At 69.1% G+C, this 25,241-nt stretch carries 16 protein-coding genes, 2 tRNA genes and 2 pseudogenes; 2 read left to right on the top strand and 18 right to left on the bottom strand.

The genetic code is table 11. From position 1 onward, the window contains the following. Positions 1 to 385 precede the first annotated feature (385 nt). From B1H29_RS24420 to B1H29_RS24360, 13 genes and pseudogenes are all read right to left on the bottom strand, one after another. Positions 386 to 2,548: a trypsin-like serine protease gene (locus B1H29_RS24420; RefSeq protein WP_159027849.1), complete on the bottom strand. Its 2,163-nt coding sequence runs from the start codon at positions 2,546 to 2,548 to the stop codon at positions 386 to 388. 457 nt (positions 2,549 to 3,005) lie between these two features. Then, positions 3,006 to 3,086 (bottom strand): annotated as a pseudogene (locus tag B1H29_RS37580) (IS5/IS1182 family transposase); the annotation flags it as partial. 41 nt (positions 3,087 to 3,127) lie between these two features. Further along, positions 3,128 to 3,901: pseudogene (locus B1H29_RS24415) on the bottom strand (class I SAM-dependent methyltransferase); the annotation flags it as partial. Positions 3,902 to 4,428: 527 nt separating this feature from the next. Beyond that, a complete protein-coding gene (locus tag B1H29_RS24405) occupies positions 4,429 to 6,378 on the bottom strand; it encodes a TIGR03960 family B12-binding radical SAM protein (RefSeq protein ID WP_055416897.1) in 1,950 nt (649 codons plus the stop codon). Between the two features lie 103 nt (positions 6,379 to 6,481). Further along, entirely contained in the window at positions 6,482 to 7,681 is a 1,200-nt protein-coding gene (gene rodA / locus B1H29_RS24400) for a rod shape-determining protein RodA (protein WP_055416898.1), read from the bottom strand. After that, positions 7,678 to 9,975 carry a penicillin-binding protein 2 gene (mrdA, locus tag B1H29_RS24395; protein WP_055416899.1) on the bottom strand — a complete coding sequence of 766 codons (2,298 nt, stop codon included), beginning with the start codon at positions 9,973 to 9,975 and terminating at the stop codon, positions 7,678 to 7,680. Before mrdA ends, rodA begins: the two co-directional genes overlap by 4 nt. A 107-nt stretch (positions 9,976 to 10,082) precedes the next feature. Then, entirely contained in the window at positions 10,083 to 10,754 is a 672-nt protein-coding gene (gene mreD, locus B1H29_RS24390; RefSeq protein WP_055416900.1) for a rod shape-determining protein MreD, read from the bottom strand. Between the two features lie 13 nt (positions 10,755 to 10,767). Continuing rightward, a complete protein-coding gene (gene mreC, locus B1H29_RS24385) occupies positions 10,768 to 11,769 on the bottom strand; it encodes a rod shape-determining protein MreC (RefSeq protein WP_055416901.1) in 1,002 nt (333 codons plus the stop codon). 183 nt (positions 11,770 to 11,952) lie between these two features. After that, positions 11,953 to 12,972, bottom strand: a complete 1,020-nt coding sequence (locus B1H29_RS24380; protein WP_030381728.1) for a rod shape-determining protein — start codon at positions 12,970 to 12,972, stop codon at positions 11,953 to 11,955. A gap of 319 nt (positions 12,973 to 13,291) precedes the next feature. Beyond that, positions 13,292 to 13,705 carry a nucleoside-diphosphate kinase gene (gene ndk, locus B1H29_RS24375; RefSeq protein WP_055416902.1) on the bottom strand — a complete coding sequence of 138 codons (414 nt, stop codon included), beginning with the start codon at positions 13,703 to 13,705 and terminating at the stop codon, positions 13,292 to 13,294. Positions 13,706 to 13,914: 209 nt separating this feature from the next. Further along, positions 13,915 to 14,271, bottom strand: a complete 357-nt coding sequence (locus B1H29_RS24370; protein ID WP_055416903.1) for a DUF4233 domain-containing protein — start codon at positions 14,269 to 14,271, stop codon at positions 13,915 to 13,917. 6 nt (positions 14,272 to 14,277) lie between these two features. Then, positions 14,278 to 15,801: a bifunctional tetrahydrofolate synthase/dihydrofolate synthase gene (gene folC / locus B1H29_RS24365; RefSeq protein WP_055416904.1), complete on the bottom strand. Its 1,524-nt coding sequence runs from the start codon at positions 15,799 to 15,801 to the stop codon at positions 14,278 to 14,280. Between the two features lie 196 nt (positions 15,802 to 15,997). After that, positions 15,998 to 18,622 (bottom strand): valine--tRNA ligase, encoded by a 2,625-nt coding sequence (locus tag B1H29_RS24360; protein ID WP_055416905.1) that lies wholly within the window; start codon positions 18,620 to 18,622, stop codon positions 15,998 to 16,000. 137 nt (positions 18,623 to 18,759) lie between these two features. On the opposite strand from B1H29_RS24360, the gene B1H29_RS24355 reads away from it, so the two are divergent. Further along, positions 18,760 to 19,761: a hypothetical protein gene (locus tag B1H29_RS24355; protein ID WP_055416906.1), complete on the top strand. Its 1,002-nt coding sequence runs from the start codon at positions 18,760 to 18,762 to the stop codon at positions 19,759 to 19,761. A gap of 75 nt (positions 19,762 to 19,836) precedes the next feature. On the opposite strand, the gene clpX is transcribed toward B1H29_RS24355, so the two are convergent. The 5 genes from clpX to B1H29_RS24330 form a co-directional block, all read right to left on the bottom strand. After that, positions 19,837 to 21,123 (bottom strand): ATP-dependent Clp protease ATP-binding subunit ClpX, encoded by a 1,287-nt coding sequence (gene clpX, locus B1H29_RS24350; protein WP_055416907.1) that lies wholly within the window; start codon positions 21,121 to 21,123, stop codon positions 19,837 to 19,839. A gap of 181 nt (positions 21,124 to 21,304) precedes the next feature. Beyond that, the gene (locus tag B1H29_RS24345; RefSeq protein WP_055416908.1) at positions 21,305 to 21,985 is read right to left on the bottom strand and encodes an ATP-dependent Clp protease proteolytic subunit; all 681 of its coding nucleotides are present in this window, start codon (positions 21,983 to 21,985) and stop codon (positions 21,305 to 21,307) included. A gap of 124 nt (positions 21,986 to 22,109) precedes the next feature. After that, complete coding sequence (locus tag B1H29_RS24340) at positions 22,110 to 22,715, bottom strand: ATP-dependent Clp protease proteolytic subunit (protein WP_055416909.1); 606 nt, start codon at positions 22,713 to 22,715, stop codon at positions 22,110 to 22,112. Positions 22,716 to 23,164: 449 nt separating this feature from the next. After that, on the bottom strand, positions 23,165 to 24,577 hold the full coding sequence (gene tig / locus B1H29_RS24335) for a trigger factor (protein WP_055416910.1): 1,413 nt from the start codon (positions 24,575 to 24,577) through the stop codon (positions 23,165 to 23,167). A gap of 321 nt (positions 24,578 to 24,898) precedes the next feature. Continuing rightward, positions 24,899 to 24,975: transfer RNA gene (locus B1H29_RS24330), tRNA-Pro, on the bottom strand. 162 nt (positions 24,976 to 25,137) lie between these two features. Here B1H29_RS24330 and B1H29_RS24325 point away from each other — a divergent pair. Then, positions 25,138 to 25,211, top strand: a tRNA-Gly gene (locus B1H29_RS24325). Positions 25,212 to 25,241 lie beyond the last annotated feature (30 nt).

Raw genomic sequence — 25,241 nt, 5'->3', positions numbered from 1 at the left:
TCGCACGCCACCCCGGGCCCTCCGCCCGGGGACGACCGGCGAGGGCGAGCGTCTGCCGGGCCGCCCTCCCGGCGGCTCGCGGGGCCCCGGCGAAGGTGCCGCAGGACGGTGTCCCGCGACAGCCGACCGCCGGCGACCAGCGCCCCCACACATCCGCACCTGTTCTCGACCGACACGTCCGGCCCTTTCCCGCACGAGGACCACGACCGTGCCGGAAAAACCGACCGCCGCGGCGAAAGACCCTTCGGGCCCGTCGCCGCGGCGGCCCTTGCCGACTCCCGCCAGGAGGCCGTCGCTCGCAGTCCATACCGGCGAAGACGCCGGACACCCCGACCGGATCCCACGGCCTGCCCGGTGCGCCGCGGCCTATGCGCGGCGCGTGGGGTCAGGTGAGCTCACTGCGTGCCCAGCTCCAACTGATGGACCCGGCGCTGTCCCACACACGCACCGGCCCACCGAAACCAGAACCCGTACTCGTCAGCGTCCACAACGCCGAACGATTGGCACCATCACTCAACTGACCGTTGTCATACAACACACCCACATCACCACGACCATCACCGTCGAAATCACCCGACGTCACCTTGGAACGCTCCCAGCTCCAACTGAACGACCCGGCGCTGTCCCACACACGCACCGGCCCACCGAAACCAGAACCCGTACTCGTCAGCGTCCACAACGCCGAACGATTGGCACCATCACTCAACTGACCGTTGTCATACAACACACCCACATCACCACGACCATCACCGTCGAAATCACCCGACGTCACCTTGGAACGCTCCCAGCTCCAACTGAACGACCCGGCGCTGTCCCACACACGCACCGGCCCACCGAAACCAGAACCCGTACTCGTGAACGTCCACAACGCCGAACGATTGGCACCATCACTCAACTGACCGTTGTCATACAACACACCCACATCACCACGACCATCACCGTCGAAATCACCCGACGTCACCTTGGAACGCTCCCAGCTCCAACTGAACGACCCGGCGCTGTCCCACACACGCACCGGCCCACCGAAACCAGAACCCGTACTCGTGAACGTCCACAACGCCGAACGATTGGCACCATCACTCAACTGACCGTTGTCATACAACACACCCACATCACCACGACCATCACCGTCGAAATCACCCGACGTCACCTTGGAACGACTCCAGTCCCAGCTAGGACCACCCGAGCCGGCGTTGTCCCAGACCTTGACCGGCTGCCCGAAGCCGGAGGCCGTACCGGAGAACGTCCACAGCGTCGTGCGATTGAAGCCGTCGCTCTGCCGGCCGTTGTCGTACAGCACACCCACGTCACCGCGACCGTCGCCGTTGAAGTCACCGGAGACCGTCTTGGAACGACTCCAGTCCCAGTTGCCGAACGTCTTGCTGTCCCACTCGCGCTGCGGCTCACCGAATCCGCTACCGGTACTGGTGAACGACCACAGCCCCGTGCGCTGGGAGCCGTCGCTCTGCCGGCCGTTGTCGTACAGCACACCGACGTCGCTGCGGCCGTCACCGTCGTAGTCGGAGACGGGGGTCCGCACGGCGTTGCCGGCGATCCATTCGCGCACGTCGTCGACCCGGGTACTGACCGCGCTGCTGGACGTGCCCTCTGCGGTGTCGACGCCGAAGCAGCCCACCTGGTTCGATCGGCTGCTGACCGCGACGAGCGCAGGCCTGCCGTCGACCGTGCGGAAGGCGGGGCCACCGGCGTCGCCCTGGCAGACCGAGGCGCCGTCCCTGCCGCTCATGACGAGGTCACCGCCGTTGACGGCGGAAACGGCGAACGTCCCGGTGTGCTTCTCGAGCGGGGCCCACTCCTGTGCCGTCCGCCCGTGACCGGCCACGGTGAGTTCCTGCCCTTCGGCGGGCGCCGAGGTGGCGACGGTGACCGGCTCCACACCCCTCACGGGCTGCGCGAGACGGGCCAGCACGAGATCGCGTTCGCCGTGCGGCAGGAGTTCGACGACGTCCCGGACCTGGTCGCCACCCACGGTCGCCACGGTCTTCAGACGGGGCGCGCCGGCCGGAACCGTGAGGTCGGCGGCCGGGTCGTCGGCGAAGCAACTGGCGGCCGTGAGCAGCCACTCGGAAGAGATCAGGGTGCCCGAGCAGCCCCGCTCGTGGTCACCGATCAGCAGCCGGGCGGTGAAGCCGTACTCGGCGTCCTCGGAAGGCGCGCCGACAACCGCGTGACTCGGCGCGGCCGTCAGGAGCAGCAGCGGTGCCGCGCCGAGCAGCGCCGCGGCCCTTACCACGGCAGTGCGCAGAGCGCCGCCTCGTCTCAGGCGTGTCGATCGGGAAGCGATTTCGCTCCGTGCCTTCATCACTCGGTCCCTCTGGGTCGGTACTGCCGAACTGATGTCAAGGCCGCGGCCCGCCGACTGCCCTTCGATCACCAGAAGACACGCACGCTCAAGAAGCGCACAAGACCGAGCCCATCCCCCGAGAACTCCAGCCGCCGACGGCAGAGCGATCACCGCCCAGAGCTCGCGCAGCGAACCCATACCGCAGCTCCAGCCATCTAAGACTCGTCCGGCGATCTCGTCCACCGGGCAAAGCGCGCAAACTGACAGTACGTCACACCCGGGCGGTGACGTGTGTCACCACCACGGCCGAAGGCACGGGAGCTGACGCGGCCCGCTCCTCCCGGGCAGGCGACGCCCCCGCCCCGCCGTAGATCCGGGCGGCCCGGATCCCCGGTGCCGAAGTGGTGCCCTCGCCCCCCCGACGCGACCACGACGACGCGCAGGCGCGACGTACCGTCGTCTCCCGCACGACGGCCTCCCGCCCGCGCCGAAGGCCAAGGGCGCTCAGCACATCTACCGCCTCCGCGACGCCTCACCACGTCAGTGGACGTGCCCGCCCGTCTCCGCCTTCTTGACCGTCAACGGCAGCAGCTTCTTGCCGGTCGGGCCGATCTGGATCTCCGTGTCCATCGCCGGGCAGACGCCACCCCCAATCCGTTGGCCTGCCGTGGTAACTGAGCTCTTTCCAACCTCAGCTCAGTTACAGGGTGAGGACGGCCTCAACGAGGCTGGTGATGCGGGTCGTGGAACATCGCAGCTTGCCCAGGAGCCGCCAGGCGCGACGACCCCGCTGAAGGCGGTCGCGAGCCAGCGCGCCGGCTCAGACGTGCCTCGCGCCTGGTCGCGGCTGGCGACCACCAGGTATCCATCGCTCTCGGGGTCGAAGGTGGTGGACTGCACCGTGAGCCCGACACTGCGCAACTGCGCCACGAGGTCCTCGTACCGGTAGGGCCAGATGGACAACCGTTCCGAGCAGGCTCGCACTGCCCCATCCGGCTCGACCTGGGCGACCACGATTTCGAGGAAGTGTTCCTGCTCCCAGCCCTGCGGGATCTGCCAGTAGTAGCTGACGACCGCATCGCGGTCGTTGCGGCGGATGAGTCGATCGCGGACGTCTACCCGCGAGCCGGCGGAGCGCACGAGTTCCCAGTTGCGTGAGTGGAGCACAAGGCGTCCGCCCGGATTCAGCAACCGCGTCATCGCTTCCAGTGCGGTCAGGCGCCCGGCTGCGCCCTCGGCGTGCCCGAGCGAGTTACCGACGCAGAACACCAGATCGAACGTGGAGTCCTCCAGGTGGTCAGGCAATTCGTCCCAGTTCGCACGGATGGCTCGAAGCGAGACACCCTGCTCGTCGGCGGCCTTCTCGGTCCGGCGAACCATCCCATCACTGGCGTCTGTGGCGACCACGTCAAGGCCAAGACTCGCGAGACCGACGGCGAGCTGGCCGGTTCCACACGCGCAGTCGAGGACGCGCGCGTTGGGCGGCAGAGAGCCCACTACACCGCTGTAGTAAACGGCGGCTGCCTTGGCGGGGGTCAACCTGTCGTCCCCGATCAGCCACTCGTACACGTCGGAAAGCGCCCCATAACCAGCCATCGCGATACCTCCATCACTCGACGGCACGCGGGCAAGACCGCGCCTGCGATTCGGACCTGCGCCTCGCACTGCGCCGCGCCGTGTCAGCGAAGCATTGAGCAGGACCCAACCACTTCCGGCCGCTGGGACTCCACCGGATTTCGTGGGAAACCGCGACGCGCCGCACCGACGCAGGTCCCCACTCCACAGGCGCCCCATCGGCTCGATGGGGGCCGCGGCCGACAAGCGCCCGTTCAGGTGGCGTCTCCCTCGCCCTGCGGGCAGGGCCACCGGACCGACTGCTCCTGCCGTCAGGTCACCGCAGGCCCCTCTTCGGCCTCACACCCACTCCACGTCCAGCGATACGTCCGAAGGCGCACCAGGCGGCGGTAGCGGCGTTCTCAGTGTCTCCTTCGCCGGCTGCCGCCGATCCTGCTGGAAGCCGAGCGAGGTCAGCACCGTCACCGCATCCGACTCTGTGACGTCAGCCACAGCGTCAGCGATGCGGTGGAGCGGCTCGCTCGTCCCAGGACTCACGTTTCCGCTGGTCAGTCGGACTTCTTGACCGTCAGCGGCAGCAGCTTCTTGCCCGTCGGGCCCGTTTGTGGCCATGTGTCGAACTGGGGACACACCCCGCAGTCGAAGCAGGGCGTCCAGCGGCAGTCGTCGACCTCGGTCTCGTCGAGGGCGTCCTGCCAGTCCTCCCAGAGCCACTCCTTGTCGAGGCCGGAGTCGAGGTGGTCCCAGGGGAGGACCTCCTCGTAGCCGCGCTCGCGGGTGGTGTACCAGTCGACGTCGACGCCGAAGGGCTCCAGGGCCTTGTCGGCGCAGGCCATCCAGCGGTCGTAGGAGAAGTGCTCGCGCCAGCCGTCGAAGCGGCCGCCGTCGTCGTAGACGGCGCGGATGACCGCGCCGGTGCGGCGGTCGCCGCGGGAGAGGAGGCCCTCGACGATGCCGGGCTTGCCGTCGTGGTAGCGGAAGCCGATGGAGCGGCCGTACTTCTTGTCGCCGCGGATCTTGTCGCGCAGCTTCTGCAGGCGGGCGTCCGTCTCCTCGGCGGAGAGCTGCGGCGACCACTGGAAGGGGGTGTGGGGCTTGGGGACGAAGCCGCCGATGGAGACCGTGCAGCGGATGTCGCCGGAGCCGGAGACCTCGCGGCCCTTCTGGATGACGCGGGTGGCCATGTCGGCGATCTGGAGGACGTCGTCGTCGGTCTCGGTGGGCAGGCCGCACATGAAGTACAGCTTCACCTGGCGCCAGCCGTTGCCGTAGGCCGTCGCGACGGTGCGGATGAGGTCGTCCTCGGAGACCATCTTGTTGATGACCTTGCGGATGCGCTCGGAGCCGCCCTCGGGGGCGAAGGTGAGCCCGGAGCGGCGGCCGTTGCGGGTCAGCTCGTTGGCCAGGTCGATGTTGAAGGCGTCGACGCGGGTGGAGGGGAGGGACAGGCCGATCTTGTCCTCCTCGTACCGGTCCGCGAGGCCCTTGGCGACGTCGGCGATCTCGGAGTGGTCCGCGGACGACAACGACAGCAGACCGACCTCCTCGAAGCCGGTCGCCTTCAGGCCCTTCTCGACCATGTCGCCGATGCCGGTGATGGAGCGCTCGCGCACCGGGCGGGTGATCATGCCGGCCTGGCAGAAGCGGCAGCCGCGGGTGCAGCCGCGGAAGATCTCCACCGACATGCGCTCGTGGACGGTCTCGGCGAGCGGGACGAGGGGCTGCTTGGGGTAGGGCCACTCGTCGAGGTCCATGACGGTGTGCTTGGAGACGCGCCACGGGACGCCCGAGCGGTTGGGCACGACGCGGGCGATTCGGCCGTCGGGGAGGTACTCGACGTCGTAGAAGCCGGGGACGTAGACCCCGCCGGTCTTCGCCAGGCGGAGGAGGAGTTCCTCGCGGCCGCCGGGGCGGCCCTCGGCCTTCCAGGCGCGGATGATGGCGGTGATCTCCAGGACGGCCTGCTCGCCGTCGCCGATGACGGCGCAGTCGATGAAGTCGGCGATCGGCTCGGGGTTGAAGGCCGCGTGTCCGCCGGCCAGGACGACCGGGTCGTCGATGCCGCGGTCCTTGGCCTCCAGCGGGATGCCGGCCAGGTCGAGGGCGGCCAGCATGTTGGTGTAGCCGAGCTCGGTGGAGAAGGAGAGGCCGAAGACGTCGAAGGCCTTCACCGGGCGGTGGCTGTCCACGGTGAACTGCGGGACGGAGTGCTCCCGCATCAGCGCCTCCAGGTCCGGCCAGACGCTGTAGGTGCGCTCGGCGAGGACGCCCTGCTGCTCGTTGAGTACCTCGTAGAGGATCATGACGCCCTGGTTGGGCAGTCCGACCTCGTAGGCGTCCGGGTACATCAGGGCCCAGCGGACGTCGCAGGATTCCCAGTCCTTGACCGTGGAGTTGAGCTCTCCGCCGACGTACTGGATCGGCTTCTGCACATGCGGGAGCAGAGCTTCGAGCTGCGGAAACACGGAAGACACAGACTCGGCGGCTTCGGCAGGCATCTCACGGGACCTTTGTGTGCTGACAAGGGGGACCATTCAGCCTAACCCGGCGGAGCGGGTCCCCCGAACCGCGCGCGGCCCGCCCGGTCCGGCGGGGCCGCGCTCAGGCGGACATGGGTCTTTGCACCGTGATCGACTGGAGCAGTCCGACCGCCAGCCACACGGCGAACATCGACGAGCCGCCGTACGACACGAAGGGCAGCGGCAGGCCGGTGACCGGCATGATGCCGAGCGTCATGCCGATGTTCTCGAAGGTCTGGAAGGCGAACCAGGCGACGATCCCGGCGGCGACGATCGTCCCGTACAGGTCGGTGGTCTCGCGGGCGATCTTGCAGCCGCGCCAGAGCACCACGCCGAGCAGGGCGATGATGAGGCCCGCGCCGAGGAAGCCGAGCTCCTCTCCGGCGACCGTGAAAACGAAGTCGGTCTGCTGCTCGGGGACGAAGCGGCCGGTGGTCTGCGAGCCGTTGAAGAGGCCGGAGCCGGTGAGGCCGCCGGAGCCGATCGCGATGCGTGCCTGGTTGGTGTTGTAGCCGACGCCCGCCGGGTCGAGTTCCGGGTTGGCGAAGGCGGCGAAACGGGCGATCTGGTAGTCGTCGAGGATGCCGAGCTGCCAGACGGCGAGCGCGCCGGCGGTTCCGGCGCCGATGAGTCCGAACACCCAGCGGTTGGTGGCGCCGGAGGCGAGCAGTACGCCCAGCACGATGATGACCATGACCATGACCGAGCCGAGGTCGGGCATGAGCATCACGATCAGCATCGGCACGGTGGCCAGGCCCAGGGCCTGGAGCACGGTCCGGTGGTCCGGGTGGGGCCGGTCCCCCGCGTCGACGCGGGCAGCGAGCAGCATCGCCATGCCCAGGATGATCGTGATCTTCACGAACTCCGAGGGCTGCAGGGAGAAGCCGCCGGGGAGTTTGATCCAGGAGTGGGCGCCGTTGATGGTCGAGCCGAGCGGTGTGAGCACCAGCAGGATCAGGAACACGGACGCGCCGTAGAGGACCGGCACGGCGGTGCGCAGGGCGCGGTGGCCGAGCCAGACGGTGGCGATCATCAGGGCGAGCCCGATGCCGGTGTTCAGCAGGTGCCGGGTCAGGAAGTAGTAGGGGTCGCCCTGGTTGAGCTCGGTGCGGTTGCGGGTCGCGGAGTAGACGAGCAGGGAGCCCATCAGCGAGAGCGCGACGGCGGCCAGCAGTATCGGCCAGTCGAGCCGGCGCGCCATCGAGTCGCGGGCGAAGAGCCGGGTCCAGCCGGCCTTCTCCGGTCCGTATCCGGAGACCTGGAAGCTGTTGGTCCCGGTCATGCGCGTGCCCTCCGGCTTCCGCTTCCGCCCGTCCTGCCGCGCCGGCCCCCGCCGCCGCGCCGTCGGTGGCGGCGTGTGTCGCGGTTGTCGCCGTTCTGCGTGGGGGGCGTCGTTCCCTGCTCCTGTCCGTCGACGGGGGCGTACTCCTCCTCCGGGGAGGCCTTCTCGTCCGGCAGCAGGTCCTTGACGACGTCCTTGGGGATCTTCGGCGCGGGGATGGTTCCGTCCGTCTTGATCGTCGGGAGCTTCGCCTGCGGCTCGGGCAGCAGTGCCTTCTTCTTGTCGATGTCCCCGTCGTCCGAGACGCCGTACAGCGCGTCGTAGATGTTGCGGACGGCGGGTCCGGAGGCGCCGGAGCCGGTACCGCCCTGGGAGATCGTCATGACGATCGCGTACTCGTCGGTGTACGTGGCGAACCAGGAGGTGGTCTGCTTGCCGTGGACCTCGGCCGTGCCGGTCTTGGCGTGCATCGGGATCTCGTCCTGGGGCCAGCCGACCTGGGCGAACCGCCAGGCGGCGGTGCCGCGGGTGGCGACGCCGGCGAGTGCCTCGTCCATCTTGGCCAGGGTGGTCTTGCTTATCGGCAGCTTGCCGTGGGCCTCGGGCTCGATCGCGCGGATCTCCTTGCCGTCGGGGCTGACGATCGCCTTGCCGATGCTCGGGTCGTACAGGGTTCCGCCGTTGGAGATGGCCGCGTAGATGGTGGCCATCTGGATGGGGGTGGTGAGGGTGTCGCCCTGGCCGATGGAGTAGTTGATGGCGTCACCGGCGCGCATCTTGTTGCCTTCGAGGCAGCCCTCGTAGGCGAGCTTCTCGACGTAGGTGCCGTCCTTCTTGCCGGACTTGCACCAGGCGTCCTTGTTGGCCTTCCAGTAGTCCTGCTTCCACTGGCGGTCGGGGACGCGTCCGGTGACCTCGTTGGGGAGGTCGATGCCGGTCTTCTCGCCGAGGCCGAACTCGTGGGCGGCCTTGTAGAAGTAGTCGTTGGGGTTCTTCGGGTTGTTGCCGCCGTCCTTCTTCCACTCCTGGTGGGCCAGGCGGTAGTAGACGGTGTCGCAGGAGAGTTCGAGGGCGCGGCCGAGGCTGATCGGGCCGTAGCTGGCGGACTCGTAGTTCTTGAAGACCTGGCCGCCGACGGAGTAGGAGCTGGAGCAGTCGTAGCGGCCGTCGAAGTCGTAGCCCGCTTCGACCGCGGCGGACGTGGAGATGACCTTGAAGATCGAGCCGGGGGCCGCCTGGCCCTGGGTGGCGCGGTTGAGCAGCGGGTAGTTGGAGTCCTTGCCGGTGAGCTTCTTGTAGTCGGCGGCGGAGATGCCGCCGACCCAGGCGTTGGGGTCGTACGCCGGGTTGGAGGCCATGGCGACGACGCGGCCGGTCTTGGCCTCCATGACCACGACGGCGCCGGCGTCGGCCTTGTAGTTCTCGCCGGTGTTGTCGTCGTACTGCTTGCGGGCTTCCTTCATGGCCTCGTTCAGCTCGTACTCGGCGACTCGCTGGACGCGGGCGTCGATGCTGGTGACGAGGTTGGAGCCGGGTACGCCGGGGTCGGACTCGGCCTCGCCGATGACGCGGCCGAGGTTGTCGACCTCGTAGCGGGTGACGCCGGCCTTGCCGCGCAGTGCCTTGTCGTACTGGCGTTCCAGGCCGGAGCGGCCGACCTGGTCCGAGCGCAGGAAGGGCGAGTCGGTGTCCTGGGCTTCCTGGATCTCCTCGTCGGTGACCGGCGAGAGGTAGCCGAGGACCTGCGCGGTGTTGGACCCGCCGGGGCCGGCGTAGCGGCGCAGGGCCTCGGGTTCGGCGGTGATGCCGGGGAAGTCCTCGGCGCGCTCGCGGATCTGGAGGGCCTGCTTGGGAGTGGCCTCGTCGGTGACGGGGATCGGCTGGTAGGGCGAGCCGTTCCAGCAGGGCTGGGGGGTCTCGGCGTCGCACAGCCGGACCTTGTCCATGACCTCCTGGGGCTTCATGCCGAGGACGCCGGCGAGCTTGGTGAGGACGGCCTTGCCGTCGTCCTTCATCTTCAGCAGGTCGGTGCGGGAGGCGGAGACGACGAGGCGGGTCTCGTTGTCGGCGAGCGCCACGCCGCGGGCGTCCAGGATGGAGCCGCGGGGCGCGGGCTGGACGACCTGCTGGACGTGGTTGCCGGAGGCCTCCGCGGCGTACTCGTCGCCCTGGCGGATCTGGAGGTACCAGAGCCGGCCGCCGAGGGTGGCGAGGAGGGAGAGGACGAGGATCTGGATGACGACGAGCCGGGTCTGGACGCGGGTGCTGCGGCCGGTCTCCGGGATGTTAGTCATGGGCGCGGCCCATTCCGTTGAGGCTGGTGGCGGGCGACGGGTGGGAGTGCGTCACTTCGGCTGCCTCCCCCTGGTGAAGTGCGTGGTCCTGGTGTCCTGCCGCGTCGTCACAGCCGCTTGACCCCCTTGATGCGGCCGGCCCGGGCGACCCGCGCCCGCGCCGCCTTCACCCGCAGTCCGTTGCGCTGGCCGCCGATGCGCAGGCCGGTGCCGCCGGAGAGCCAGCCGGAGGCGATGTCGGTGTTCTGGCCGGCGGAGTTGGTGTCGGCGAGCGGGTCGTTCTCGGCACGTCTGGCCAGGGCCATGATGCCGGGGACGACGAAGGGCGCGAGCAGCAGGTCGTACAGGGCGGCGGTGAACAGCAGGCTGGGCAGGCCGACGTGGCGGGCGGTGGTGTCGCCGACGAGGGCGCCGACGCCGGCGTAGAGCAGGGTGGTGCCGATGGCGGCGACGACCACGACGGCCATGGGGCCGGTGGCCGACCTGAGCCTGCCGTTCTCCGGTTTGGCGAGGCCGGCGAGGTAGCCGACGACGCAGAGGACGAGGGCGTAGCGGCCGGCGGCGTGGTCGGCGGGCGGGGCGAGGTCGGCGAGGAGTCCGGCGCCGAAGCCGACGAGGGCGCCGCCGACGTGGCCGTAGACCAGGGCGAGGCCGAGGACGGTGAGGAGCAGCAGGTCGGGGACGGCGCCGGGCAGGTGGAGGCGGGCGAGGACGCTCACCTGGAGCACCAGGGCGACGACGACGAGGGAGACGGACAGCAGGATCCGGTTGACGCGCATGGGGTGAAAGCTCCTACTGCTCGTTCTGCTGGTTCTGCTCGGTCTGCTGGTTCTGCTCGGTCTGCTCGTTCTCTTCGTTCGACGACTGGCCGTCGACGGGGGCCCCGGCGGACGGGGTCACGGTCACCGTGACGGTCGGCGTGGGCTTCGGCTTCGGCTTGTCCGGGAGCACCGTGTCGCGCGGGTCCTTCTGCGGGGCCTGGACGACGACGCCGACGATGTCGAGCTTGGTGAAGCTGACGAACGGTGTGACGTCGAGGGTGCGGGTCAGGTCGCCGCCGGAGGGGTCGACGCGGGAGACGACGCCGACGGGTACGCCGGGGACGAACGGCTTGTCGGCCTGGGAGCCGAAGGTGACCAGGCGGTCGCCCTTCTTGACGTCGGCCTTGCCGTTGAGGAGTTCGACGCGCAGGGGGCGGCCGCCCTGGCCGGAGGCGAAGCCGAGTTCGTCGCTGGCCTCCATCCGGGTGCCGACGGTGAAGTCGGGGTCGTTGGCGAGCAGCACGGTGGCGGTGTTCGGGCCGACGGTGGTCACGCGGCCGACGAGGCCGTCGCCGTTGAGGACGGTCATGTCGCGCTTGATGCCGTCGTTCGCGCCGGCGTCGATGGTGATGGTCCAGGAGAAGCCCTGGGCGGCTCCTATGGCGATGACCTGGGCGCCCTTGATGCCGTACTGGCCGGCGCCGGCGAGTCCGAGCATCTTGTCGAACTGCTTCAGGCGGCTGCGGCCGCGCTCGTCGCTGCCGAGCTTCGCCTTCAGAGCCGCGTTCTGCGTCTCGAGTTCGGCGAGGCGGTCGTGCCGGTCGCCGGAGTCGCGGATCGCGGAGATCGCGTTGCCGACCGGGTCGACCGCGGACGACACCCCGTTCTCGATCGGGCCGAAGACGGTGGCCGCGGCCTGCCGGGCACCGTCGACCGGTGAGTCCTCCCCACCGCGGATGTCCACCGTGATCAGTGCGAACGCGATGGCGATCAGCAGCACCAGGAGCAGCCGGCTCTCTTTCGTGTCCCTCACGTGCGGCGGCCGTGCCTTCCTCGTCGAATTCGGGAATTACGTGGCGGTGTTCAGGAATTCAGGAGATCCAGTACGTGAGGTAACAAGCGCGGTACTTGCGGCACTCACGGCACTGATGCCTCTATATCAACGATCCGCCGCACGAGAGGAGATCGTCTCGTACGGCGGAACCGAAGTGTTACGTCATCTGCGGGGCTGGGCGTCCAGCACCTGCTGGAGCGCCTCGAACTCCTCGACGCACTTGCCGGAGCCGAGCGCGACGCTGTCGAGCGGGTCCTCGGCGATGTGGATGGGCATTCCGGTCTCCCGGCGCAGCCGTTCGTCCAGCCCGCGCAGCAGCGCGCCGCCGCCGGTCAGGACGATGCCCCGGTCCATGATGTCGCCGGACAGCTCCGGCGGACACTTGTCGAGGGTCGTCTTGACGGCGTCGACGATCGCGTTGACCGGCTCCTCGATCGCCTTGCGCACTTCGGCGGCGGAGATGACGACGGTCTTGGGCAGTCCGGACACGAGGTCCCGCCCGCGGATTTCGGTGTGCTCGTCGGAGTCGAGGTCGTACGCCGAACCGATCGTGATCTTGATCTGTTCGGCCGTGCGCTCGCCCAGCAGAAGGCTGTACTCCTTCTTCACGTGCTGGATGATCGCGTTGTCCAGCTCGTCACCCGCGACGCGGATGGACTGGGCGGTGACGATGCCGCCGAGCGAGATGACCGCGACCTCCGTGGTGCCGCCGCCGATGTCGACCACCATGTTGCCCGTGGCCTCGTGGACCGGCAGGCCGGAGCCGATGGCCGCGGCCATGGGCTCCTCGATGATGTGCACCTGACGGGCGCCGGCTTGGGACGACGCCTCGATGACGGCGCGGCGCTCGACACCGGTGATGCCCGAGGGCACACAGACGACGACCCGCGGACGAGCCAGATACCGCCGCTTGTGGATCTTCAGGATGAAGTAGCGGAGCATCCGCTCGGTGATCTCGAAGTCGGCGATGACGCCGTCCTTCAGCGGGCGCACGGCAACGATGTTGCCCGGCGTGCGCCCGATCATCTTCTTCGCTTCGGCGCCGACCGCGAGGATGCCACCGGTATTGGTGTTGATCGCGACGACGGACGGCTCGTTGAGTACGATCCCGCGACCCCTGACGTACACCAGCGTGTTGGCGGTCCCGAGGTCGACAGCCATGTCACGGCCGATGAACGACATTGAGTTCCCCATCAGGATTCGACTGGCCTTCCCAGGAGCTTTTGAGGGCTTTTCAGGTAGGCGAAGTGGGTGCAGTGACGCGTGGAGGCTTCCATCGTAGACGCGCTTTCGCGAACACTGCGCGAGGGTCTTCGCCATTGTCAGCAGATGGCGCACCGCCTCGCTTGTGGAGACGGGCCAACGGGGGCATCCGTTCCCCCGATCAGGCGCGCATATGCCACAGGGCGGTCGCTTCTACGCGACCGCCCTGGTCCGTCGCGGGCCATCCGGCTGACGCGGCGTCAGAAAAAAGATGCGTCCGGCGTGTCCGGAGGGAGGATCAGGCCCGGCCGGGGAAGAAGATCTTCAGCTCGCGCTCGGCGGACTCCTCGGAGTCGGAGGCGTGGATCAGGTTCTCCCGGACGATCACTCCGAAGTCCCCGCGGATGGAGCCGGGGGCCGCCGCGATCGGGTCGGTCGGGCCGGCCAGCGCGCGCACGCCCTCGATGACCCGCTCGCCCTCGACGACCATGGCGACGACGGGACCGGACGCCATGAACTCGACCAGCGGCTCGTAGAACGGCTTGCCCTTGTGCTCGCCGTAGTGCTGTTCCAGCGTCTCGGCGTCCAGGGTGCGCAGTTCCAGCGCGGTGATCTGCCAGCCGGCCTTGCGCTCGATACGGCTGATGATCTCGCCGGTCAGGCCACGACGGACGGCGTCGGGCTTGAGGAGGACGAGGCTGCGCTGGGTCACGAGGGCTCCTTGAGGATGTGCGGTTGTGCGAAGTGATGACTGAGGTTACCGGGCGTGTCGCGGCGCCCGTCGCGCACCGTCAGGCGAGGGCTCGGACGGCGTCGCGTCGAAGCGCTCGGACGGCGTCGCGTCGAAGCGCTCGGACGGCGTCGAACGCGAGCGCTCGGACGGCGTCGCGCCTGAGCGCTCGGACGGCGTCGCGCGGACGTTCAGGCCGCGTCGGGCGCGGAGGCCTCGGCCTGGGCGGCGAACCTCGCCTTCGCCTCGTCGATCTTCCGCCCGTAGTGCACGGAGGCCCACCACAGGGCGGCGAAGATCGCGCCCAGGAAGAACATGGACGGCACGACGAAGCCCGAGGCGATCAGGGCGACCTGCAGGGCCCAGCCGAAGGCGATGCCGCCGGGCCGGGTCACGAAGCCGCACAGCGCCACGCACAGGAACATCGCGATGCCGCTGACCGTCCACACCGTCGTCACCGACAGGTCCGGGTCCTTCATGGCGACCAGTCCGGCGAAGCCGATCACGAAGAACTCGCCGATCAGAGTAGAAGCACAGAGCGTACGCACGGATTCTCAGCCCCTCCCGAGGAGCAGTCGGGCCTCGCCGACGGTGATGACGGAACCGGTGACGAGCACACCGCCGCCCGCGAACTCGCCCTCCTCCTCGGCCAGCGTGATCGCGGCCTCCAGGGCGTCCGGCAGTCGCGGCTCGACCTGGACCCGGTCCTCGCCGAACACCTCGACGGCGATTGCGGCCAGCTCGTCGGCGTCCATCGCGCGGTGGCTGGAGTTCTGGGTGACGACGACCTCGGCGAAGACCGGCTCGAAGGCCTCCAGCAGCCCCCGCACGTTCTTGTCGCCGCTCGCGCCGACCACGCCGATGAGCCGGCTGAACTGGAAGGCCTCCCCGACCGCCTCGGCGGTGACCCGGGCCCCGGCCGGATTGTGCGCGGCGTCCAGCACCACGGTCGGCGAGCGCCGCACCACCTCCATCCGCCCCGGTGAGGCGACCGCGGCGAAGGCCTTGCGCACGGTGTCGATGTCCAGCGGCTCGGGACGCTGCTCCCCGACGCCGAAGAACGCCTCCACGGCGGCCAGCGCGACCGCCGCGTTGTGCGCCTGGTGGGCGCCGTGCAGCGGCAGGTACACCTCGGTGTACTCGCCGCCGAGCCCGCGCAGGGTCATCAGTTGCCCGCCGACGGCGACCTGCCGGGCGACGACGCCGAACTCCAGCCCCTCGCGCGCCACGGTGGCGTTGACGTCCACGGCCTTCTTCAGCAGCACCTGCGCCGCGTCCACCGGCTGCTGGGCCAGGATCACGGTGGCGTCCTGCTTGACGATCCCGGCCTTCTCGGTCGCGATCGCGCCGGGCGTCCCGCCGAGCCGGTCGGTGTGGTCCAGGTCGATGGGGGTGACGACGGCCACGTCCCCGTCGATGACGTTGGTGGCGTCCCAGGAGCCGCCCATGCCGACCTCGACGACGGCCACGTCCACGGGCGCGTCGGCGAACGCGGCGTACGCCATGCCGGTCAGCACCTCGAAGAAGGACAGCCGGTGCTCCTGCCGGGCGTCGACCATCTCGACGTACGGCTTGATGTCCTCGTACGTCTCGATGAAACGCTCGGCGGGGATCGCCGCGCCGTCCAGGCTGATCCGCTCGGTGACGGACTGCACGTGCGGCGAGGTGTACCGCCCGGTGCGCAGCTCGAAGGCGCCGAGCAGGGCCTCGATCATGCGGGCGGTGGTGGTCTTGCCGTTGGTCCCCGTGATGTGGATGGACGGGTACGACCGCTGCGGGTCCCCCAGAACGTCCATCAGCGCGGCGATCCGGGCGACGGACGGCTCCAGCTTGGTCTCGCCCCAGCGGGTCGCGAGCTCCGCCTCCACCTCGCGCAGCGCCTTGTCCACCTCGGGGTCCTCGGGACGCGCGGGCACGTCCGCCTGCGGGGGGCCGCCCTGGGTGCGGAGGGTGCGGCTGCCCGCTTCGATGACAGCGAGGTCGGGGTCGCGGGTCGTCTCCGCGTCGATGATCTCGTCGAAGGAGTCGAGGGGCTCGGAGGGGTCGGGCTGGTCGTTCTCGCCGGGGATGTCACTCACGGGAACCAGTCTACGGAGGGTCGCTGACAGTGGGGCCGCGGAGTGGGGTGACCGGGGCCGCGTGGCGTGTGCGGGCGCGTCGTGGCTGGTCGCGCCCACGCGGCGGAGCCGCACGACCATACCGCCCCGCACCCCCGGGGACGTGAAAGCTCCCGGCGCGCACAGGGCGCCGGGAGCTTTCATCCACGTACCGGTGTTACGCCTCCGGCAGCTTCTCGATCTGCGCCTGGATGCGGGCGATGTCCTCGTCCGCCTTGGCCAGCCGCCCCCGGATCTTGTCCACGACGTGGTCCGGCGCCTTCGCGAGGAAGGCCTCGTTGCCGAGCTTGCCGTCGGCCTGGGCCTTCTCCTTCTCGGCGGCGGCGAGGTCCTTGGTGAGGCGCTTGCGCTCGGCGGCGAAGTCGATCACGCCGGAGAGGTCGAGCGCGACCTCGACACCCGCCACCGGCAGGGTCGCCGTGGCCGTGAAGCCGTCGCCCTCCGGCTGGAGCCGCAGCAACTGCCGTACGGCCGCCTCGTGCGCGGCGAGCGCGGTGCCCGCGAGGGCCAGTCGGGCCGGGACCCGCTGGCCGGGCTGGAGCCCCTGGTCGGCACGGAAGCGGCGGACCTCGGTGATGACGGACTGGACGGTCCCGATCTCCCGCTCGGCGTCGGCGTCCCGGAAGCCGGAGTCGGCCGGCCACTCGGCGGTCACCAGGGTCTCGCCGCCCGTGAGCGTCGTCCACAGCGTCTCGGTGACGAAGGGGACGACCGGGTGCAGCAGCCGCAGCGTGACGTCGAGGACCTCACCGAGGACGCGCTTGCTGACCTCGGCGGCCTCGCCGCCCGCCTGGAAGGTGGTTTTGGACAGCTCGACGTACCAGTCGAAGACCTCGTCCCACGCGAAGTGGAACAGGGCGTCGGACAGCTTCGCGAACTGGTAGTCCTCGTAGTACGCGTCGACCTCGGCGACCACCGAGTTCAGGCGGGAGAGGATCCACCGGTCGGTCGAGGACATCTCCGACGCGTCCGGCAGCGGGCCCTGGACCGTCGCGCCGTTCATCAGCGCGAAGCGGGTGGCGTTCCAGATCTTGTTGGCGAAGTTCCGGGAACCCTGGACCCAGTCCTCGCCGATCGGGACGTCGACGCCCGGGTTGGCGCCGCGCGCGAGGGTGAAGCGGAGCGCGTCCGAGCCGTACTTGTCCATCCAGTCGAGCGGGTTGACCACGTTCCCGAAGGACTTGGACATCTTCTTGCCGTTCTGGTCACGGACCATGCCGTGCAGGGCGATGGTGTGGAACGGCGGGGTGCCGTCCATCGCGTACAGGCCGAACATCATCATCCGGGCGACCCAGAAGAAGAGGATGTCGTAGCCGGTGACCAGGACGGAGTTCGGGTAGAACTTCGCGAGCGAGTCGGTCTGCTCGGGCCAGCCCAGCGTGGAGAACGGCCACAGGCCGGAGGAGAACCAGGTGTCGAGGACGTCGGAGTCCTGGTACCAGCCCTCGCCGCTCGGCGACTCCTCGTCGGGGCCGACGCAGACGACCTCGCCCGGCGGGCCGTACCAGACCGGGATGCGGTGGCCCCACCAGAGCTGGCGCGAGATGCACCAGTCGTGGAGGTTGTCGACCCAGTCGAAGTACCGCTTCTCCATCTCCTGCGGGTGGATCTTGACCTTGCCGTCGCGGACCGCGTCACCGGCGGCCTTGGCCAGCGGGCCGACCTTGACCCACCACTGCATGGACAGGCGCGGCTCGACGGTGGTCTTGCAGCGCGAGCAGTGGCCGACGCTGTGGACGTAGGGCCGCTTCTCGGCGACGATCCGGCCCTCGGCGCGCAGCGCGGCGACGATGGCGGAGCGGGCCTCCAACCGGTCCAGGCCCTGGAAGGGACCGTGGTTGGTGATGACCGCGTGCTCGTCCATGACCGCGATGGCGGGCAGGTCGTGGCGCCGGCCGATCTCGAAGTCGTTCGGGTCGTGGGCGGGCGTCACCTTGACGGCGCCGGTGCCGAACTCGGGGTCGACGTGCTCGTCGGCGACGACCGGGATGGAGCGGTCGGTCAGCGGCAGCTTGATGAGCTTGCCGACCAGGTGCTTGTAGCGCTCGTCCTCGGGGTGGACGGCGACGGCCGTGTCACCGAGCATCGTCTCGGCACGGGTGGTGGCGACGACGATCGTCTCGTCCCCGTCCCCGTACTTCATCGAGACCAGCTCGCCGTCGTCGTCCTGGTACTCGACCTCGATGTCGGAGATCGCGGTCAGGCAGCGCGGGCACCAGTTGATGATGCGCTCGGCGCGGTAGATCAGCTCGTCGTCGTAGAGCCGCTTGAAGATGGTCTGGACGGCCTGGGAAAGGCCCTCGTCCATCGTGAAGCGCTCACGCGACCAGGCGACGCCGTCGCCGAGGCGGCGCATCTGCCCGCTGATCTGCCCGCCGGACTCGCTCTTCCACTGCCAGACCCGCTCGACGAAGGCGTCCCGGCCCAGGTCGTGCCGGGACTTGGCCTCCTTCGCCAGCTCCCGCTCGACGACGTTCTGCGTGGCGATGCCGGCGTGGTCCATGCCGGGCTGCCACAGCGTCTCGTAGCCCTGCATGCGCTTGCGACGGGTCAGGGCGTCGATGAGCGTGTGCTCGAAGGCGTGCCCGAGGTGCAGGCTGCCCGTGACGTTCGGCGGCGGGATGACGACGGTGTACGGCGGCTTGTCGCTGTCCGCGTCCGCCTCGAAGTAACCCCGTTCCACCCAGCGCTCGTACAGCTTCCCCTCTACCTCGGCCGGCGTGTACTGGGTCGGCAGTTCGGTGGTGGGTGCTGGCTGCGGCTGCTGAGAGTTCTCGGTCACGGGGGTCAGTTTAAGGGCGTCACGGCCCTGTCCCGAAACGCGTTTCCTTTGTAACGGTGCGGCCCCCGGTGACCTGCGCACGCCGGGTCTGAGTCAGGATGTCAGCACTACATAAGCATCTGGAGGGGAACCCAGTAATGAGTCACAACCAGCCGGGCCCGTACGGCGGGCAGCCCCAGCAGCCCGGACCGTACGGCCAGCCGGGGCCGTACGGCCAGCAGCCGCCGCAGGCCCCCCAGCCCGGCTATGGCTACCCCCAGCAGACGCCTCCGCCCGCGCAGCCGGGTTACGGCTACCCGTCGCAGCCCCAGCAGGGCGGCGTCCCGCCGCAGCAGCCGCCGTACGGTCAGCAGCCTCCCTACGGCCAGCAGCCCCCGTACGGGCAGCAGCCGCCCGGCCAGGCGCCGTACGGCATGCCCCAGCCCCCGGCGCCGGGCGGCGGCAAGAAGAAGACGGGTCTGATCATCGGCGCGGTCGCCGTCGTGGCGGCGATCGGCGTGGGGGCGTACTTCGTGTTCGGCGGGGGCGGGGGCGCCGGCGGCTCGGACATCGCCGACGACGGCCCGCACAAGCTGACGACGCCGGCGACGGTGCTCGGCGGAGAGTACAAGAAGGGCAGCAACGCGGACAGCGGCGGCTTCGACGAGAGCGACCTCGAGGAAGCCGAGAAGCACGGCGTCAAGAACGCGCAGAACGTCAACGCGGGCTACGAGGCTGGGGACGAGACCAATCCGCTCTCCATGAAGATGATCAACTTCATGGGGGTGTACGGCGAGATCGACGACCCGGAGAAGGTCGTCGATGCCATGTTCGCGGAGCTGAAGAAGAACGCCTCCAAGGACGAGGAGACCGAGGGCGAGGTCGTCGGCAGCCCCAAGGAGTTCAAGCCGAGCGAGCTGAGCGGCGCAGTCCTGAAGTGTCAGGAAACCAAGATCAAGAACAGCGGCGCCTCGTCGGGCGACGCGGCTTCCGGACCCTCGGAGATCAGCATGCCGGTGTGCATTTGGGGTGACCACAGCACTCTCGGCGTCATCATCAACATGGAGCTGGCCGACGCCATGGCCGGCAAGCCAGCCGACCTGGAGAAGGCCGCCGATCTCACGGCCAAGCTCCGCAAGGAGGTCCGCGTCAAGGCCTGACGCCAAAACGGCTACGCGGAAGGGGCCCGGTCGGTCGACCGGGCCCCTTCCGCGTGCGGCTTCGTACGGTGACGGCTACGCCGTCTTCTGCTCCCCCGAGCCACGCCCCCGCGAATCCCGCGGGATGAGCGTCGGGTTGACGTTGGAGAGGACCACGTCCGCCGTGATGACGACGCGGGCCACGTCCTTGCGGGAGGGGACCTCGTACATGACGCCCTGGAGGACTTCCTCCATGATGGCGCGCAGGCCCCGGGCGCCGGTCTGGCGGAGGATGGCCTGGTCGGCGATGGCCTCCAGGGCCTCGCGCTCGAAGTCCAGCTCGACGCCGTCGAGTTCGAAGAGGCGCTCGTACTGCTTGACGAGCGCGTTGCGCGGCTCGACCAGGATCTGCAGCAGGGCCTCGCGGTCGAGGTTGTGGACCGAGGTGATGACGGGGAGCCGGCCGATGAACTCGGGGATCATGCCGAACTTGACCAGGTCCTCGGGCATGACGGACTCGAACTGGTCCTTGGACTCCAGCTCCCGCTTGGACCGGATCGTCGCGCCGAAACCGATGCCCTTGGCGCCGGCCCGGCCTTCGATGATCTTCTCCAGGCCCGAGAAGGCACCGCCCACGATGAACAGCACGTTCGTCGTGTCGATCTGGATGAACTCCTGGTGCGGGTGCTTGCGGCCGCCCTGCGGCGGGACCGAGGCCGTGGTGCCCTCGAGGATCTTCAGCAGGGCCTGCTGGACGCCCTCGCCGCTGACGTCACGCGTGATCGACGGGTTCTCACTCTTCCGCGCGACCTTGTCGATCTCGTCGATGTAGATGATCCCGGTCTCGGCCTTCTTGACGTCGTAGTCCGCCGCCTGGATCAGCTTGAGCAGGATGTTCTCGACGTCCTCGCCGACGTACCCCGCCTCGGTGAGCGCCGTGGCGTCGGCGATCGCGAAGGGGACGTTCAGCATGCGCGCCAGGGTCTGGGCGAGGAGGGTCTTGCCGGAGCCGGTGGGGCCCAGCAGCAGGATGTTGGACTTCGCCAACTCGATGGCGTCCTCGCGGCCTTGGCCGCCGCCGTTCTCGCCGGCCTGGACCCGCTTGTAGTGGTTGTACACCGCGACGGAGAGCGCCTTCTTGGCGGCTTCCTGACCGACGACGTACCCGTCGAGGAACTCGTAGATCTCGCGGGGCTTGGGGAGCTCCTCCCAGCGCACCTCGCTGGTCTCCGCCAGCTCTTCCTCGATGATCTCGTTGCAGAGGTCGATGCACTCGTCGCAGATGTACACACCGGGCCCTGCGATGAGCTTCTTGACCTGCTTCTGGCTCTTGCCGCAGAACGAGCACTTGAGCAGATCGCCGCCGTCACCGATGCGTGCCACGGTGTGCTTCCCCTTCGCCTGGGAGACTCCCCGTCGTCGACGTCACGTCGACGGCCGGCGGACTCCTGGTGCTGCCTTATGTCCGACGGTACCTTGCCGGGCCCCCCGTCCGGGCCCCCCTTGGCACGGTTCACTTCGACGTGGACCGTGCCAAGGAGCAGCAGACGATACCCGCTCCGTGTCAGCGAACCGACTCGTTGTTCATCTTCCGGGTGGAGATGATCTGGTCGACCAGGCCGTAGGCAAGGGCGTCCTCGGCCGTGAGGATCTTGTCGCGCTCGATGTCCTCGCGGATCTTCTCGACCGGCGTGGTGGAGTGCTTGGCCAGCATCTCCTCCAGTTGCGCGCGCATCCGGAGGATCTCGTTGGCGGCGATCTCCAGGTCGGAGACCTGACCGCGGCCGGTCTCGCTGTACGGCTGGTGGATCAGGACGCGGGCGTTCGGCAGTGCCATGCGCTTGCCCGGCGTGCCGGCGGCCAGCAGGATCGCGGCGGCGGAGGCCGCCTGGCCCATGCAGACCGTCTGGACGTCCGGCTTCACGAACTGCATCGTGTCGTAGATGGCCGTGAGCGCGGTGAAGGAGCCGCCGGGGCTGTTGATGTAGATCGAGATGTCCCGGTCGGGGTCCATCGACTCCAGGCACAGCAACTGCGCCATGACGTCGTTGGCGGAGGCGTCGTCGATCTGGACGCCGAGGAAGATCACGCGCTCCTCGAAGAGCTTCGCGTACGGGTCGTACTCGCGAACGCCCTGGGAGGTGCGCTCGACGAAGCGCGGGATCACATAGCGGGACTCGGCGGAGGGGCCGGTGTACTCGGCACGCGAGCGGTCGTGCAGGCCGCTGCCGGGGAAGTCGTTCACAGTGTCTCCTGGAGAGGGGCTGAGGCGGTCGGCTCGGGGCTGGCTGGACGGGCGCGCCGGCCCGCGGGGGGCTCGGCCCGCTCCGCGGGGCCCGGGGAGACCCGGGAGGCCCGCGGTGAGCGGCTCAGGCCCCCGTGCCACCGCCGCCCGGCATGCCGGCGGCCGTCGTCATCACGTCGTCGATGAGGCCGTACTCCTTGGCCTCGAAGGCGTCGAACCAGCGGTCGCGGTCGGAGTCCCGGGTGATCTGCTCGATCGTCTGGCCCGTGTGCTGGGCCGTGAGCTCCGCCATGCGCTTCTTGGTGTGCAGCAGCCGCTCGGCGTGGATCTTGATGTCCGAGGCCGAGCCGGCCAGGCCGGCGGAGGGCTGGTGGATCAGGATCTCGGCGTTCGGGAGCGCGAAGCGCTTGCCCGGGGTGCCCGCACTGAGCAGGAACTGGCCCATCGAGGCCGCCAGGCCCATCGCGATGGTCACCACGTCGTTCTTGATGTACTGCATGGTGTCGTAGATCGCCATGCCGGCCGTGATCGAACCGCCCGGGCTGTTGATGTACAGGTAAATGTCCTTGTCCGGGTCGGAGGCAAGGAGCAGAAGCTGTGCGGTGATCTTGTTCGCGATGTCGTCGTCGACCGGCTGGCCGAGGAAGATGATCCGCTCGCCGAGCAGCCGGTTGTACACCTGGTCGCCGAGGCCACCACCGATGGAGGGCTCGCCGGCGGCGGAGGGCATCAGATTCGTCACGTATCCACCTGCTCGTCTTACGACGGCGCCGGGCCGTCTCACGTGTTCTGCCGGGGCGCGGGGCCGTCCGGCCGGTTTCGGGGACTCCCCTGCCCTCGTACTCATGGACCCTAACGCGCAGGCCCTGCGGTGCCATCCCGGTTCTCGCGGTGTTCGCTGTGAGCGCATGTCGCTCCGCTGGGTGAGCAGGGGGTCGTCCGCGGTGGGGGCGGTTCCGTCGTCCGCGGTGCGGGCGGTTCCGTCGTCCGCGCCACGGGCGGTTCCGTTCGTCCGCAGCCGCGGGCCGTGGGGCCGGTCGCGCCCGGGCGGCGGAGCCGCACACCGACACAGCCCCCGTGGCACGCCTCCCGGGTCCCTGGGCGCAACGGCGACGGGCCCCGAAGCGCTTACCGCATATCGGGGCCCGTCGGCGTACGTCAGGCAGTGCCGTGGGCGGTTCAGCCCTCGGTCTTCTCCTCGGCCTTGTCGTCACCGGACTCGGCGGACTCGGCGGAGTCACCGGACTCGGCAGCGGCCTCCGTGGTCTCCGTCTCGTCCTCCTCGTCCTCGAGGTCGACGATCTCGCCGTTGGTGTCCTTGACCGTGGCCTTCTCGACCACGACGGCCAGGGCCTTGCCGCGGGCGACCTCGCCGACGAGGAGCGGGACCTGGCCCTGCTCGACGACGGCCTGGGCGAACTGGTCGGGGGACATGCCGGAGGAGGCAGCCCGGCGCATGAGGTGCTCGGTGAGCTCCTCCTGGCTGACGTTGAGCTTCTCCTGCTTGACCAGCTCGTCGAGGACGAACTGGGTCTTGATGCCCTTGACCGCGGCCTCGCGGGTCTCGGTGTCGAACTCCTCGGCGCTCTTGCCCTGGAGCTCCAGGTACTTGTCGAGGTCCAGACCCATCTGGCCGAGCTGGTGGTGCTGCAGGTTGTGCTTGCGGGTGTTGACCTCGTCCTCGAGGAGCTTCTCGGGGACGGGGACCTCGACCAGCTCGAGGAGCTTGTCGAGCACGCGCTCCTGGGCCTGCGTGGCCTGGTCGTACTGCTTCGTGCCGGCCAGGCGCTTGCGGCTGTCGGCCTTCAGCTCCTCCAGCGTGTCGAACTCCGACGCGAGCTGGGCGAAGTCGTCGTCCAGCTCGGGCAGCTCGCGCTTGGCGACCTGGGTGACCTTGACGGTGACCTCGGCCTCCTTGCCGGCCGCCGAGCCGCCCTTGAGCTCGGAGGTGAAGGTGGCCTCGCCACCGGCCTCCACGCCCTTGACGGCGTCGTCGATGCCTTCCAGCAGCTCGCCGGAGCCGATGGTGTAGGAGACGCCGTCGGCGACGCCGTCCTCGAGGACCTCGCCGTCGACCTTGGCCTGCAGGTCGAGGGTGACGACGTCGCCCTCCTCGGCGGCACGCTCGACCGGGGAGGTGGAGGCGAAGCGCTCGCGAAGCTGCTCCACCGCCTTGTCGACGTCCTCGTCGCTGACCTCGATGGCGTCGACCTCGACCTCGATACCGGAGTAGTCCGGGATCTCGATGGCGGGGCGGATGTCGACCTCGGCGGTGAAGTTCAGCGTCTCGCCGTCCTTCAGCTCCGTGATGTCGACCTCGGGCTGGCCGAGCGGGTTCAGCTCGGCCTCGTTGACCGCGTCGGTGTAGAACTTCGGAAGCGCGTCGTTGACCGCCTCCTCCAGAACCGCACCGCGGCCGAACCGCTGGTCGATGACTCGGGCCGGGATCTTGCCCTTGCGGAAGCCCTTCACCGTGACCTGCTGGTTGATCTTCTTGTACGCCGCGTCGAGGCTGTCCTTGAGCTCCTCGAAGGGCACCTCGACAGTGAGCCGAACCCGGGTCGGGTTCAGGGTCTCCACGGCGCTCTTCACGGTTCGGTCTCCTTGGTGGCTGACTTCTTGGGTTCTGCCGGAGCCAGAGAGGCATCCGGCAAATTTCGCCGCCCGGAGACTTCATACGCTGAGACACACGGGCGTGCAGCTTGCATAGTAACGGCAGCGACTACACGGCCCAAAAGACGATCACGGGACTCCCGGTCGAACGGGCGGGCGAACGGGCAGCCGATCATCGCAGGCGATCGGCCGGACGGCCCACCAAAAGGCGGCCGGGACCGCCGGCCGCGGCCGGTGAACGGCCGGCGGGTGGCCACGACGGCAGTGTCGGTGACTGGCCGCGACAGCAGTGTCGGTGACTGGTCGGGGTGGCGGGATTTGAACCCACGGCCTTCCGCTCCCAAAGCGGACGCGCTACCAAGCTGCGCCACACCCCGTCTGGTGCGACACGTAGGGTACATGCCGCCGGGCGCGGGGGCCGCCGGGTTTCCCCGGCGTCCGTGAAGGTCCGGCGCGGACCGGAAGGGGTGTGCGGGGAGGGGGACCGACCCGCTAGGATGCCTCCAGTGCCGCGGTCGGCGACCTGCGGCGCACGCTGTGCGGGCGTAGCTCAATGGTAGAGCCCTAGTCTTCCAAACTAGCTACGCGGGTTCGATTCCCGTCGCCCGCTCCAGACGACTCAGGGCCAGGTCAGAGGATCATT

Source organism: Streptomyces pactum (assembly GCF_002005225.1).
Taxonomy (GTDB): domain Bacteria; phylum Actinomycetota; class Actinomycetes; order Streptomycetales; family Streptomycetaceae; genus Streptomyces; species Streptomyces pactum_A.
This window is presented reverse-complemented; position numbering and strand designations above follow the sequence as displayed.